Source organism: Paenibacillus piscarius (genome assembly GCF_022234545.1).
In the GTDB taxonomy this organism is placed as follows: domain Bacteria; phylum Bacillota; class Bacilli; order Paenibacillales; family Paenibacillaceae; genus Paenibacillus_AQ; species Paenibacillus_AQ piscarius.
In genome coordinates this window covers 153,967-168,369 of record NZ_JAIEUI010000005.1, presented here as the reverse complement: position 1 = coordinate 168,369, position 14,403 = coordinate 153,967, and the positions used below count along the sequence as shown (strand labels likewise).

Below are 14,403 nucleotides of genomic sequence, written 5' to 3'. Positions count from 1 at the left end.
CCCGCACTCTTATTTCAAAATCGCCTCGACATCAGTCTGCATCTGCTTCATGTTATCCTTGGCGGACGCTGATTGGCCAAACAGGCGGTCAAAGCCCTGCAGCACCGCATTGTCGATATCCTGCCAGCGGATGTGGCCCGGAATGATGCGCGCCTTCGGCATTTCATCGATAACGGCTTGCACGATATGCTCGGCAGGCGGGTTGTTCGGCTGATTCAGGAACGCATCGGAATTAAGCACAGATGTACGCGGCGGCACGAAATACGTGGATGTCGCTTCAATACCCTCCTGGCTGGCGAACAATTTGAGCAGCTTTTTGGCTTCCTCAGGGTGTTTGCTGTCCTTGAACAGCGTATAGCCCGCTTGGCCCAGCATCGGAACACTGCCTGCGGAGCCGGACGGCATCGGCGCAATGCTCCATTCGAATCCAGTGATATCACGCGCCTTCGAGACATAGCTGTAATTGTCAAAAAACATCCCCAGATTGCCTGCGTCGAAGCTGATCTGTTCGCCTGCTTTGGGGTGGGATTCGTCCGTAAACATCATCCGCTCCAGCAGCTCCATCGTCTCCACGCCATACTGGTCATTCCAGGTGAATGCAGTCAGATCCTCATTGAACGGGCCGCTTCCATAGGACCAGGAGTACGAGGACAGAATGGCCCAGGTTTTCCAGTCGCGGAAGAAATTCGCGCCGTACACCCGGCTCCCGGCGTCTTTGACCGAAATCGCTTTGGCTAATTCCTCGAAGGTCTTCCAGGTCCACTCTCCTTGAGCAGCCAGCGTATTCGGGTCTGACAGACCGGCCTTGTCGAACAGCGTCTTGTTGTAGAACATGACCACCGGCGGAGTCGAGAACGGCAGGCCCAGCAGCTGATCTCCGTCCCGGAACAAATCCAGCGTGCTCGGAATGTAATCGTCCAATTTGAAGGAGGTATCGTCTTTAAAGGAGGAAACGTCGGCCAGAATACCGTTGGCCTTGAACTGCGGGATCATCCGCTCTGACACCCAGGCGATATCCGGCAGCGATTTCCCGGCGGCCAGCACCGATATTTTCTGCTGATAATCAGTGAAGGGAACGGAATCCATGGTCACCTTGATGCCCGGATTCTCTGCTTCGAATTGCTCGATCAGCTTGTTGTACACATCCATATGCCCCTGATTGCCCCACATCAGAAACTTCAACTCCACGTCTTCCTGTTTCCCGGGACTCCCTGCATTTCCGCTTGCTTCGGGCTTGGCACAGCCTGCCGTTAAGCCCAGCAGCAAGGCTGAGAGAAGCACTGCTCCTGCTTTTTTCATGAATATCCCCCTTTGATATGTTAGTTTTGATGACTCTTCTAGTATAAAGGAGACAAATCCGGCGGATAAATCACCCAGAATTCAGGAAAGGTTCGTTATATTTATATTTGCGTTAGATTAACTGACATTTCATTCTTGATGATTAAATTGATTACGGTAATCTCCTGCCGTCATCCCCGTCTGCTGCTTGAACACCAGCATGAAATGCTTCGGACTCTGATGGCCGGATAGCCGGGCGACATCATAGATTTTGAGCTGGGTATGGCTGAGCAGCCATTTGGCACGTTCCATCCGGGAATCGGTCACATAGTCGGAATAATTGCAGCCCGCTTCCCCCTTAAATAGCTGGCTCAGATATGTAGCGTTCAGATTAACATGCGATGCCACTGTCTGCAGCCGCAGATCACCGTCGATATGGAGCCTGACATATTCCTTAACATCCCGTATGATCTTGCGTGTATCTCCTCCGCCTTCAACCCGGAGCGGTTCGGTAGACTGTTCCAGGGAACCAAGACCATGACGCTTATCGAGCAGCAGCCGTGCTTTTTCCAGTACACTGACCAGCTCATGACGTTCGACCGGCTTCAGCAGATAATGAAGAACGCCGTATTCAATGGCTTTTTGGGCATATTCAAATTCGCCGTATCCGCTCACAATAATGACCAGCAGTTCGGGATACATTGACTTCACCTTCGCGGCCAGCGCCAGCCCGTCCATTTCCTTCATACGGATATCGGTGATCATCACATCCGGCAGCTCGGACTTCAAGTACAGGAGCGCCTCCCGTCCGCCCGGCATTTCCGCCGTCACCTCGAAAAAAGGCGCCGACCGGCTAATCAGCTCACGCATCCCCTGTCTGATTACGATCTCGTCCTCTACGAGCAGCACTTTATACATCTTCTTCTCCCCCTGATTCCGGTATTGTTATCGTAATGGTCACGGCCAGCCCTTGCCCCGGACTTCCGTCAACCGTGAGGCTCCCGCCTTCCCCGTACAGCAGCTTGATCCGTTGGCCGATATTGCGCAGCCCGAGACTCTCTTCGTCGCTGCGTCTGAGCGATTCCATGGAAGGATCTTGTTCAATCTCCCGGTTCAGCGCGGCCAGCTCCTCTTCCTCTAATCCATTCCCGTCATCGCGGACCGTAATCAATAGCTCATTGTCAAAACGCAGCGCAGACACCCAGATCGTCCCGCCTGCTTCACGCCCGGCAATGCCGTGCTCGATGGCATTCTCCACCAGCGGCTGAATGGTAAGCTTCGGAATACGTAAATGCAGCACTTCCTCTTCAATCTCGTTATGAACCGTCAGCTTGCCGCCATAGCGGATCTGCTGGATACGGACATAGGAGTCCACGAACGTGATCTCCTCCCCAAGCGATACGAGCCGGCCGGCCTTGTCAATCGTGTAGCGAAGCAGCTTGCCCAGGGCGGATACCATATCCGATACCTCATCATGCCTGCGCCGGACAGCCATCATATTGATTGATTCCAGCGTATTATAGATGAAATGCGGGTTAATCTGGCTCTGCAGGGCAGACAGCTCAGCCTCCTTTTCCCGGAGCCGGGTGACCAGCACCTCATGAAACAGACGGTTGATCTCATCCATCATCTTGTTGAACCCGCGCCCGAGCTGCCCGAATTCATCGCCCCCCAGCGGACTGATCCGCTTGTTGAAATCGCCCCGCTCCACCCTTGACATATTGTTCTTCAGCTCTACCAAAGGGAGGGTGATACGATACGAGACCGCATAAGCCAGCAGCAGCACCGTCACGAGGCAAAAGAGGGCCAGCCATAATGCAAAGATCATAAGCGCGCGCGACTCCTTCTGAATGACTCCGATGGGAGTCAAACCGATGACGGACAAGCCCGAATACGGGGATTTATGACTGACAAACAAATAATCCGTCCCTCCCAGCCTTTCCCGCTCCCCGCCATGCAGCGCCCTGATCCGCCCGGAGCCCATAAGCTCGCTGTAAGCCGACTGCCCGTTATCCGGCTTCTGCTCATATAGCAGCCGCTGACCACTGTCAATGATCATCAGGCTCGTGGATTGCTCAATCTTCAGCTTGGAGAAAACAGAGCCGAAGGCCTCCTGCTTAACATCGATGAGCATGTAACCGAGACGCTTCAGCGTTCTCGGTTCTTTGATCACCCGGGCTACCGAAATATAAGCAGAGGGGTCGGTACTGGCATAGTAAGAGGGATGGTGTGGGGGAAGAATGAGCCACTCCCCGTCCGATCTCTCCAGGGCACTGAACCAATCATCGCGCCTGCCGTCCCACGAGGTGTTGACTGCCAGCGGTTCCACGTTGGAGAACAGGGTTCCGCTGTTGCTCAGCAGATGAATGCCGCGGATTTCCGGCCGGTCGTAGGCCTGTGCGGAGGTATATAGCTTCATTTTCTGATAATCATCGGACAGCGCCCATCTTCCTGAGCCCATAGAACCATTGTATTTAGCCAGAATAGACAGTACCTGCTCGTCGTACAGCGGCATCAGCGACAACCGCTCCAGATCCTTCAGCAGCCGGTCCAGATTGGCATTGGCTTGTCCGGCGATATCTACCGTATATTGCTTTGTTTTCTCGTTCAGGGTGGAGGAGAAATGACGGTACGTCACCATTGCTTGCACGCTTAGCGGAAGCAGGGTCAGCATGGTGAACAGGAGCAGCAGCCTGGTGCGCATTTTACTTCTTTTCAAAAGGACGATCAGCCCCTTCAGCATCTCAAGCCCACCTTTTGTTATGTAATCTGACATCGAGTCTACTACAGTTTATCGTATAATGGTCTGCTAATGAATTCTATCCTCTTGTTTTTGGAAAAGGTATGGAACGGCACAGGAAATAAACCCCATACCTGCTTGTTAGCGGGGTTTGGGGTTTGTTGTGTCTACTCTTCGATCGTCGCATATGGTTAACATAATATTTATTATGTCTCAAATACATAATTCAATTATATATTCTGTTCCACAGCTGCACATGATGGCTCACATACTCTCTCAGCTCCGGCGGCCCCACGACTTCAGCTTGGACCAATAACGGCATAACCTTCATACAGGCCGAGCTATAATCGTACATATTCACAGTCACAAGCCGGGCAATTCCGTCCGCTTCAATGTTCATGACCTCCAGTCCCTGTAACACCTGCTCATTCTTAACGCGAGTACGAAGGATCACCGGATAGACCTCCCGCTCTCTGCTGGCATGAATGAAGGCCCGCTCCGCTTGACTCCAGTACTTCTGAAGGGAAAATTGCTCAGGAATTGTGCAGGTCTCGTCCAACACCGTTACAGCGGTAAACCGCTCACACTTGAATGTACGGACATCCCTTGCCCGCTCACAATAAGCCGCCAGATACCACTCGCCCTGCTTCACGATCAGCCCGTAAGGATGCAGCTTCCGCAGCGAGTTCTCCCCACTTCCCTTGCGGTATTCTACCATGAGCTTCCTCCCTCTCCACACCGCCGTCCGCAAGGCCTCCAGATAGGGCACCTCAGGCTGTGCGCTCCACCAAGGTTCAGCATCGAACAGGAATCGGCTTAACGCGGTGCGGATATCCTCCTGATAATGATCGGGCAAGCTTGCCTCCAGCTTCAATAGTGCATTTTGCAGCAGCAGACTGGTCCCGGTAGATCCGCCCGCAGGCATACCCCTTCCCGTCAAAAAAAGCTGCACCACCTCTTCCCCATGCAACCGCCGCAGATTCACCGTGTACCCTTCGATCAGCGCAATCCCGCCGTTTGGCCCGGGTGTAGCGACAAGCGGAATGCCCGATTCCGCCAGGACATCAATGTCCCTGTAGATCGAACGGACGGAGGTCTCCAGCGCCTCGGCCAGCTCTTTGGCCTTCATTTTGCCCCGGGATTCAACCAGTAACAGGATCGCAATCAATCGGTGCAGCCTCATCTCACGCCCCCTAACCTTTTATCCGGCAACTAATTCTTGCCACTCAGTTGTCAACAATGAAACGTTATGATGAATGTATCAAAAGTAAGGAGCTGTTGTAAATGAATATCGGCGTATTGGGAACAGGATTCGGGGCTTATCACGCTTCGCTTTTGAAGCAGATGGAGTTTGTGGACCGGATCATAGTGTTTGGGAGGAATGAAGGCAAGCTGCGGAAGCTCAAGGAGGAGCTGGGAGTAGAAATAACGATGGACGCTGAGGACATTCTGTCTAATCCATCGATCGACGTAATAGATATCTGTCTGCCGTCTGCGCTTCATACCCGTTATGCTTTGGAAGCCTTGGACCGGGGAAAAGATGTATTCTGCGAGACTCCGGCGGTGCTGGGGCTGGAAGATGGTGAAACGCTGCTTCAGGCGGAAGAGCGGACCGGGCGCAGAGTTCTCGTCAATCAATTCATCAAATTCGATTATGCCTATGAATACCTGGAGCAGGCGGTACGTGAGGAGACCTACGGGAAGCTGCTGCATCTCAGTATGCGCCGGGAGACCGCTCCGCTCTGGGGGGATCTGGGCCTCTCGGCCATCGCCCCCAAGCTGATGATTCATGAGCTGGATTTCATCGCTTGGCTGATGGATTCACCTGTACCTTCTGCGGTCTGGGGGACCTCCGGGGGCAAGGATGGACAGGCGCTGGTCCTGGCCTCCTTCCTGCAGCCCAAGTGGAGTACACAGCTCACCGTTTCTTCACTGATGCCGGGGAGTTATCCTTTTACTATCGGGTATGAAGCTTATTTCGAGCACGCGAAGCTGGAGTTCCATGAGTGCAGTGGTGCGAATGGAGTGCTTGAGGCCAGCCTTACCGCATACACTTCCGGGGGTCAAGCGGCTATCCCGCTAATTCCTAATGATCCTTATGCAAAAAGCCTACGCCACGCCCTCCTATGCCTCCGTAACGGGACGGACTCCAACCTGTCGCTGCGACAGGCGCTGAAGTCACTGAAGGTGGCCTTCCGGATTACGGATATACTGACTGCGGACACAGCTACTAGGGGCGGGAAGTAGTTGGATTTTCTACATTTGCTTATGGACGAATCGCCCCTGCTGGGATAACAGTTGGAAAAATGGCACTTCTTCAGGCGCATTCCCGGCAATTACGCAACATCGCCTCCAGTAGATGCTGTTTTTCCAATTGCTTCAGGAGTTCCACCGGAAACCGCTGAAATAAGATACATTTTTCCACGTATTTCCTTCACCTGTCACCCGCTCCTTAACTCCGCTGAGGCTGATTCATGCCTGGTACCTATTTTGCCCGGAAGGCTTGACATCGATGGTTTGTTGTGTAGGGGGTTGCCACACTTTTTCCGTGTATTCAGTTATTAGGTATAAAGAAGCTTGGAGTTGCGCGTAATGATTAGGGAGCTGATTTTTTGCTTTTTCTATTATGAATTTTTCATATATTGAAATATGGTTATAAGAGGTTGTAACAGATTCGTTGGGGCTGCTTCGTTTTTCATGCTTCGTTTTAGCGCGTTTTCTTCTTGGTCCAATTAAGTTATCGCTTTGAAGTTGACATAATATTTATTATGGTGCTTTGTTACCCTCCTGCCGACATCCTAAGCGCGAAGCGCTCCAGCTTATCCAACGCAAGCCCGCCTCCTGTTTTGTGCTCTTTGCCCTTCACCATCCGCAGAATCCACTTGTCCAGAGCAGATATCCGGTCCGGATATACCTCATCCCCCATCACTTCCCTAGCAAACGCCTTGTTGTAGATGACGTCAGGATAGGCCTGCTTCAGCTCCTGCTCCCCCTTCTCGCCGCTCATTCCTGCACAGATGAACAGTCCGAGCCGTTTCTCCACCAGCTCCTGCTTATGCTTAGCTGTGAATGCAGCCATCTCCTTACGGATTCTGCCATAGTAGATGGAACCGCCCAGAATCACGGTGTCATAGGCAGCCAGTTCCGGGACCTTGGCATAACGCAGATTTACCACCTCCGCCCCATTCAGTTTAGTTTGCAGCAGTAATGCAGCTTTTTCGGTACAGCCGTATTTGCTGGCGTACACGATCAAGATCCGATTGTTCATGGTTTCCGCCTCTATTCTATGGATAATGGGCCTGCGGGTTGTCCGGGTTCCTTAGCATTACGCAGTACAAGGATTAGACACCAGATCACGGCCACATTGAACATTGGAAACAAAATCACCTCGACAATGGAGACATGCACTCCCGCCCTCAGCATCCCAATAATCATGGAAGAGATGGAGGTCAGCAGGGTGGCTGCTTTTACCAGGACAACTGGAGCCAGAAGGTACCCGTAAGACTTCCTGCGGATGAGCATAGTACCTGTAAGGACCATAATGGGAAGCAAGACGGCTAAATCCAGTGCCTGAATGACCAGCGTGGTATAATGCTCCAGCCCCTCGGGTGGAATCCCCTGCCGCCAGGCGCCGGTAATCCGGCCCAGCCATAACATGATAATGAGGAAGGCGATCAGCAGCAGAATGAAGCCGATGCTTACTGCCGGGAGCTTGGGGTTCATCGGCACCCCGTCCCGCTCCAATGAGCGATATACGAGTATAAACGCAAATAAACTAGCCGAGAACAGCATGACATAGACCAGAAACAGTTCATTATACATAGCCAGAAAACAGTATGAAGCATACGTATACGTGAAGTATCCAAGCGCCCCGGCCAGCAGCAGCCGCCCTCTGATCGTTCCTCTGAGACTGAGGAGCAGCGATACGAGCAGCAAGGGAACTCCCGCCGCTAGGGTAACGCCATCCTGGGCAATCGCCTGAGATGCCGCGGATAGAGAATCATCCTTGTAAATTCCGCTTCCGTACAGCTCCACTTGTTCTCCCCGGATGGAGGTGTAGAATGGATGACTTTTTTCTTTGTCAGCGCTGCTGCCTGAGAACAACCCGACGGCTGAAGCAACAATGCTGAGAGCTATGACTATGAACGTTAAAATACTTACAGATCTGCTATGCCTCATCCCGCTCCTCCTGCCCACGTGCAATATGCACCATTGCGTCAATATGACGTGCAATTAGTGCCTCCTTCTGTACCTCCGGGAGATGCTTCTCCACAGTCAGTCTCATGCTCAGCCCGAAGGCTGCGCTCCAGATGACCTGGGCGGTCAGCTCAATCTCTTCATCACTGCGCGAACGCATCCCTTTGAATTGACGCAGATTGCTGCAGAGCATACGGATTGCGTTGCGCTCCTGTGAAGCTCCTTGATGTAACACTCCCGTATGGCTAAGGACAGCCGGTGAATCATTCAGCATCACATTCCGGTAGGGTGAATCTTCTGCGAAGGTCATTCGGATATACTGGTCCAGTGAACGTCTTAATTGCTCCTCCGCGGATTCTTTATCCGGGAGCGGATCTGGTCCGGTGACCAGCCCGGCCATGAACTCGGCATAGCCCTGCTGAAGAAGCTGCTCCACAATATCGTCCTTCCCCTCAAAATAGTGATAAATACTGCCCGCCGAGTAGTCCATCCTTTCGGCAATTTTGCGGATCGACAGCTGCCGGATTCCCCTCTCCTTCACTAATTCACCGGCAGTGGCCAGAATCAGATTCCGCATCGCTTCCCGCTCCTGCGCTTTTCGCTGCTCCTTACTCATGAATATAAGACACCTCCAATTCTGTGACAGCCATTTATCAAATATTGATCACTGAACACCGTATTAATTTTGAACACTGTTCAATGAAAATTATAAGCATCTGGAGCGTTTCAGGGTGTGATTATTGATACATTCCGGAAAAAGTAAAAAAGCCCGAGATCCCCGCGGGTATCCCAAGCTTAGTGTTAATCAATATTGGCGATTTTCCATTCTCCCTGCTTGTTCCTCAGCAAAGAAATCTCATACGTTCCTTCCCTGATATAGCCCTCCGAAGTCATGCGGGTGAAGCTGATATAGAAGCCTGCCCGCTTGGTTCCTTCGATGGGAATCCCCACGACAGTCAGTTCATTGAACCGGTAGCTGTTCTTCTCATCCAGCAGGAATTGCAGCGCATCTTCAAGGTTCTGATTTATCATTGTGGCTGCGAACTTCTCCTGATCACGCGCAGACCACGCTTCAATGCAAGCCATAGTCTCCCGCAGCGCCTGCTTGTTGCCCGGGCTATTGCCCACATCAGGGGCCTTAAAGAATATTCCCGACTGAATCGGCGGCGGCTTCACAAAGGATTCAACATTACTGACCATGGATAGGAAAAGCGGCAGCAATGCATCCATTTGCTGTTCCTGTATGTGAATCTCGGCCCGGTAAGCGGTATCCTTGGCTTGGAAAACAAACGCTTCTACGTGCTGGTCACCTTCTTGCTTACTCCCGGCATATTCCTTGTACTTCAGCAGGTTCGGGTCCGTGCCAGGCTCCAGTTGCCCATCACCCGCTGCCTCCTCGGCCGTTCCAAGCTTAACGAACGTAAGATAACTCTGTTTATCCGCTGTCCCCCAGGCCGTTCTCCCATCCAGTTCGAAGCGGATCATCGTCTCCGGCAGGAACACACCGAGCGGTAAGGTCTGATCTGCTGAGAAGGCCGTGGGGATATTAACTCCATCTAACACATAGTCGATCCCGCTCTCAGAATATTCTAGAACCTCAGGAATCAGTTTTACTGACTTCGCTGCCGGGGCTGTTGTTGCAGTGGGCGAGGCAGCGGCCGTTACAGCGGGTGTTGTTGAACCTGCTGCGGCCGTAGCCGCTGCGGATGGCTGAGCCGTTACCGCAGTATTCCCGGCACCCGGGGAATTCTGCTTCGCCTCATCGCTGCAGCCAGTACTTACCGCTAATGCCAGAACGATACAGCCTGCTCCCCATAAGCTTCTGTGCTTGGACACAATCATCACCTCAGTTACCAGACGCTGGCAACGGGCGAAAGTTGCGCTGATGGTCGGCTGGGAATGGCGGGTGGGGAGAATTCATTTTTTAACCCTATTCGAATTTAATGTACTGAAGTATTGGCTGGGATTGCCTTGACGGGAGTTGAACCGCTCCTGAAAATCACCGCCGGTATAGGCCCCGATCACCCGGTGCCAGAAGTCCCGCGCAGGGGTATTCGCCCGGATCTGCGACACCTTCCAGTTGCCGGGGAACATATCGAACAGCCGGTGGGCCGCCCATGTTCCGACCCCGCTGCGGCGGTACTTTTGCAGCACAAAAAACTCCGTCATATAGAATTCACCCTCCGGGTCGCGCAGCAGGCGGTCCACCAGTGCAAAGCCGGCGATGCTGCCGTCAGCCGTGAACAGATAAGCGAACTTGTTCCGTCCGCTGTTCCAGTAGGCATCCAGACCGGGATACGACGGGAATCGCCCGTCACGGTCTACCTGCAGCTCAAGGTAACGGGTGAAGTCATACAGATAGAATTGCATCAAATTGCTAATCACTTGCTTCTGCTCTTGAGGAACCAGCTCGATTCCAAGTTCCATCCAGGTTCACCTCTGCAATTTTTCGATTACTACACATCATATAACTTTGCATCATCAGGAGCAAGGTCTGCCCAAAACATGATAAAATACAAAGACAGCCCTCCACCGGCAAACTGTAAAGAAGGTGAATATCATCAGTATTCAAAAAACTACAGACCGCAAGCACCTGGATCAGCGCCTGCCGCAGATGCCGTGGTTCGTGCAGCAGTTTATAGACTATAAACGCCCGGATCTGTCTCCCTCCACTCTGCTGGAGTATATCCGCGATTATGAATCCTTTTTCGGATGGCTGCGGGGTGAAGGTCTGTCTGCCGCTTCCAGCAACGCTGAGATTACCCTGCTGGAGCTGGAGACGCTGCATATGGATAGTATCGTCGGCTACCGCCTGTATCTGACCACCCGGGCCGAGAATGCCAATACACGGGTTACGGTATCCCGGAAGCTGTCTGCGCTGCGCTCGCTGTTCCATTACTTAAGCCAGATTGCAGAGGACGAGAATTTCTACCCGCTGCTGAAGCGCAATATTATGGCCAAGGTGGAGATCAAACGGATTCACAAGCCGAAGGATACCGCCGCCAAGCTCAAAGGCAAGATCCTGGAGGACGAGGAGCTGCTGGAGTTCGTGGGCTATATCTTTGATGGATATGGGACCGATGTGGAAGCTAACAAGCAGGCTTATTATTCCTGGCAGCTCAACCGCGAACGGGATGCGTGCATCGCCAGTCTGATCCTGAACTCCGGCCTGCGTGTATCTGAAGTGGTCAATCTCAACGTCGATGATCTGGATCTGAATAACAAGCTGCTCTATGTTTTCCGCAAGGGGCATAATGATGAGACCTTCAAGACTCCTGTATACTTCCGCGAGCAATCCAAGGATGATCTCAGCCTCTATCTAGGCCTCCGCCAGAGCAGGTATAAGACACCGAAACGGGAAAAAGCGCTCTTCATCGCTCTGCCCAACGGCAGCAAAGAAGGCAAACGGATGACCAAGCGGGCGATCCAGGAGATGATCATCAAATACGCCAAGCGGTTCGGCAAGCCTTATCTGACGGTGCATAAGCTGCGGCACTCTTTTGCCACCGACTATTATCTGCAGAATGATATTTACCGCACGAAGGAACAGCTGGGTCATGCCTCTACTGAGACTACCGAAATCTATGCCCATCTTACCGATAAAACGATGTCTGAGGCGATCGAGCGGCGGCTGGAGGATGAATCCTCCTCTTAATGTGTCCGCCTAGGCATTAGACTGATCTGCTGCTGCTATATCAAAACTATAACTGAATAATCTCTTGGAGGTATTATCTTTGATCCAGCATCATGAGCTTCACTCTGATTGTATGAGCTGCTTCGGCCTCTGCTGCGCCGCGCTCCCTTTCTCCGCTTCCTCTGACTTTGCAATCGACAAAAACGCCGGCCAGCCCTGCCCCAATCTGCGGGCGGACTTCCGCTGCGGCATTCACACCGGGCTGAGGGAACGCGGCTTCCGCGGCTGCACGGTGTATGACTGCTTCGGGGCCGGCCAGAAGGTCTCCCGCCTGACCTATGGCGGGCGGGATTGGCGGCAGGCCCCGGAAACCGCCGGGCAGATGTTCGAGGTCTTCCTGGTCATGCGCCAGCTTCATGAGCTGCTGTGGTATTTGCATGAGGCTATGGCCTTCCCCGGCACGGAGAAGCTGCAAGAGCCGCTAATGCGCTTGGCGGAGCAGACGCAGGCGCTGACTGTGCTCCGCCCGGAAGAGCTCCTGCAGCTTGAGGTGCAGGTTCACCGGGCAGAGGTCAACGAGCTGCTGCTGCAAGCCAGCGAGCAGGCCCGTACTGCAGCCCGCGCACAGCTGCAGCCTGCGCCGAAGCGCCAGAAGAACTACGGCCGGGGCGCGGACCTGATTGGCGCCAAGCTGCGCGAGGCCGATCTCCGCTGCCTCAGCCTGCGTGGTGCGTATCTGATCGCGGCCGATCTCAGTGGTGCAGATCTGCGTTATGCCGATCTGATCGGCGCAGACTTCCGCGACACGAATCTGAGCGGGGCTGATCTGCGGGGCACCCTCTTCCTGACGCAAGCTCAGCTCCAGGCTGCTAAAGGCAATTCAGCCACCCTGCTGCCGGAGGGGCTTACACATCCTGAGCATTGGCTCTAGCAGCATACAGCATTTAGATAAGCCACCCGGGCTGATTTATTTCCCCGGGTGGCTTATTTGGTGCTTAGCTCCTTTCGCTTTCCGCACAAATCCCTTGTTATTTTCAGGCCATTGTTTTATATTGACATTACAGCAGGTCTAAAATAAATGAGGTGAACGGACAGAATGACTCCCCGCACGAAGGAACAAAACGAAGAAATCAGGCTCCGGCGTCTGGCCCAAATCCGGATGGCTGCTGCAGATGTATTCTTGGTTAAAGGTCCGCTGCTGGAGATCCGTGATGTGTCTGTAGAGGCTGGTCTCGGCTATGGCACGGTGTATCATTATTTCAGCAATAAAGGCGATTTGCTGCACGATCTGTTATGGGATGCGCTGGACCGGGCCGGGGAATGGCTGAAGACCCTGCCGGAGGATACGATCCGCCCCGGGCCGCCTGACCGTGCTGCTCTGGGGGTTCAGCTCTTGGAGCTCTGGGCGCAGGATCACGCTGTGTATCTGCTCTATAAACAAGCTGCCGAGGGCTTCCCCGCGCTGCCTGAAGCACGCTCTTCCCCGTTATCGGCTGCGTTTCGCCGGGAGCTGCTCACTCCGCTGGCTGAGATACTGGGCTGGAGAGTTGAGCATGGCGCAACGGCTGTAGCTGCCGCAACGGCTGCCCCAACACAAGCCCAGCTCCAGCAGACAGAATGGCTGCTGGCCGCTATGGCTGGCTGCGCTTCGCTGCCATTACACCGCGGACAGCTCGCTGAAGAAGCCCGGGAGATTGTCCGGGTCCTGAATCTGTAGAATCTATAAGGAGCGGTTAAATCCATGATTATTCTGAAATCAGCCGGAGAAATTGAAGAAATGCGGCTGGCCGGGCAGATTGTTGCCGACTGCTACCGTGAGGTGTCCAGGCTGATTCAGCCGGGAATTAGTACCATGGAGATCAATGATTTCGTGGCCAGACATATTACCAAGCTGGGCGGCAAGCAGTTTACCAAAGGCTATAACGGCTTCCCTGCCGAGACCTGCATCTCGATTAACGATGTGGTGGCCCACGGCATTCCGTCTAAGAGCAGGATCGTGAAGGACGGCGATCTGTTGAAGCTGGATATTGTGGCTGAGTACGGCGGCTGGTTCGGGGATTCATGCGTAAGCTATGCGGTCGGCCGGATCTCGCCGGACGCGCAGCGGTTGATGCAAGTGACCAAGGAGTGCCTGGATCTGGGAATAGCCAATGCCGTTCCCGGTGCCCGTCTGGGTGACGTCACCTCAGCCATCCAGCAACATGCGGAATCCTACGGGTATTCAGTGGTGCGCGATCTGCTCGGACACGGCATCGGACGGAGCCTGCATGAGGAGCCGAGCTACGAGCATGTCGGTACGGCCGGCAAAGGCGTCCGCCTCAAAGAAGGCATGGTCTTCACCATTGAGCCGATGATCAACGAGGGCACCTACCGGATCACGATTGACGATGATGAATGGACAGCAAGAACTGCCGACGGCAAGCTGTCGGCGCAATATGAGCATACGATCGCAGTCACGGCTGACGGGCCGCTGATTTTAACGGCACAATAACAAGATCCCCTCCGCTCTCATTGTTAAGAGAGTGGAGGGGATTCCTTTTTGTAACCGGGTGTT

At 53.5% G+C, this 14,403-nt stretch carries 14 protein-coding genes; 5 read left to right on the top strand and 9 right to left on the bottom strand.

What is annotated here, in order from left to right; all coding sequences use genetic code 11:
- Positions 1 to 9 precede the first annotated feature (9 nt).
- From K1558_RS11200 to K1558_RS11185, 4 genes are all read right to left on the bottom strand, one after another.
- The gene (locus K1558_RS11200; protein ID WP_238651652.1) at positions 10 to 1,299 is read right to left on the bottom strand and encodes an ABC transporter substrate-binding protein; all 1,290 of its coding nucleotides are present in this window, start codon (positions 1,297 to 1,299) and stop codon (positions 10 to 12) included.
- Positions 1,300 to 1,428: 129 nt separating this feature from the next.
- Complete coding sequence (locus K1558_RS11195) at positions 1,429 to 2,196, bottom strand: response regulator transcription factor (protein WP_238651651.1); 768 nt, start codon at positions 2,194 to 2,196, stop codon at positions 1,429 to 1,431.
- Positions 2,189 to 4,021 (bottom strand): cache domain-containing sensor histidine kinase, encoded by a 1,833-nt coding sequence (locus tag K1558_RS11190; protein ID WP_238651650.1) that lies wholly within the window; start codon positions 4,019 to 4,021, stop codon positions 2,189 to 2,191. Before K1558_RS11190 ends, K1558_RS11195 begins: the two co-directional genes overlap by 8 nt.
- 223 nt (positions 4,022 to 4,244) lie before the next feature.
- Complete coding sequence (locus K1558_RS11185; protein WP_238651649.1) at positions 4,245 to 5,201, bottom strand: helix-turn-helix transcriptional regulator; 957 nt, start codon at positions 5,199 to 5,201, stop codon at positions 4,245 to 4,247.
- Positions 5,202 to 5,302: 101 nt separating this feature from the next.
- On the opposite strand from K1558_RS11185, the gene K1558_RS11180 reads away from it, so the two are divergent.
- Positions 5,303 to 6,265 (top strand): Gfo/Idh/MocA family protein, encoded by a 963-nt coding sequence (locus K1558_RS11180; RefSeq protein ID WP_238651648.1) that lies wholly within the window; start codon positions 5,303 to 5,305, stop codon positions 6,263 to 6,265.
- A gap of 532 nt (positions 6,266 to 6,797) precedes the next feature.
- Here the strand turns inward: K1558_RS11180 and K1558_RS11175 are convergent.
- From K1558_RS11175 to K1558_RS11155, 5 genes are all read right to left on the bottom strand, one after another.
- Positions 6,798 to 7,286, bottom strand: a complete 489-nt coding sequence (locus K1558_RS11175; protein WP_238651647.1) for a flavodoxin domain-containing protein — start codon at positions 7,284 to 7,286, stop codon at positions 6,798 to 6,800.
- A gap of 11 nt (positions 7,287 to 7,297) precedes the next feature.
- A complete protein-coding gene (locus K1558_RS11170; protein WP_238651646.1) occupies positions 7,298 to 8,197 on the bottom strand; it encodes a hypothetical protein in 900 nt (299 codons plus the stop codon).
- Positions 8,187 to 8,831, bottom strand: a complete 645-nt coding sequence (locus tag K1558_RS11165) for a TetR/AcrR family transcriptional regulator (RefSeq protein WP_238651645.1) — start codon at positions 8,829 to 8,831, stop codon at positions 8,187 to 8,189. The genes K1558_RS11170 and K1558_RS11165 overlap by 11 nt, the downstream gene beginning before the upstream one ends.
- 185 nt (positions 8,832 to 9,016) lie before the next feature.
- A complete protein-coding gene (locus K1558_RS11160) occupies positions 9,017 to 10,051 on the bottom strand; it encodes a hypothetical protein (protein ID WP_238651644.1) in 1,035 nt (344 codons plus the stop codon).
- An 81-nt stretch (positions 10,052 to 10,132) separates the two neighbouring features.
- Positions 10,133 to 10,642 (bottom strand): GNAT family N-acetyltransferase, encoded by a 510-nt coding sequence (locus tag K1558_RS11155; protein ID WP_238651643.1) that lies wholly within the window; start codon positions 10,640 to 10,642, stop codon positions 10,133 to 10,135.
- Positions 10,643 to 10,775: 133 nt separating this feature from the next.
- Here K1558_RS11155 and xerS point away from each other — a divergent pair, with 133 nt between their 5' ends.
- From xerS to map, 4 genes are all read left to right on the top strand, one after another.
- Positions 10,776 to 11,870, top strand: coding sequence for a tyrosine recombinase XerS (gene xerS, locus K1558_RS11150; RefSeq protein WP_238651831.1), 1,095 nt, complete (start codon positions 10,776 to 10,778; stop codon positions 11,868 to 11,870).
- A gap of 112 nt (positions 11,871 to 11,982) precedes the next feature.
- On the top strand, positions 11,983 to 12,780 hold the full coding sequence (locus K1558_RS11145; protein ID WP_238651830.1) for a pentapeptide repeat-containing protein: 798 nt from the start codon (positions 11,983 to 11,985) through the stop codon (positions 12,778 to 12,780).
- A 165-nt stretch (positions 12,781 to 12,945) separates the two neighbouring features.
- Positions 12,946 to 13,566: a TetR/AcrR family transcriptional regulator gene (locus K1558_RS11140; protein ID WP_238651642.1), complete on the top strand. Its 621-nt coding sequence runs from the start codon at positions 12,946 to 12,948 to the stop codon at positions 13,564 to 13,566.
- Between the two features lie 24 nt (positions 13,567 to 13,590).
- Positions 13,591 to 14,340: a type I methionyl aminopeptidase gene (map, locus tag K1558_RS11135; protein ID WP_238651641.1), complete on the top strand. Its 750-nt coding sequence runs from the start codon at positions 13,591 to 13,593 to the stop codon at positions 14,338 to 14,340.
- Positions 14,341 to 14,403: the final 63 nt, after the last annotated feature.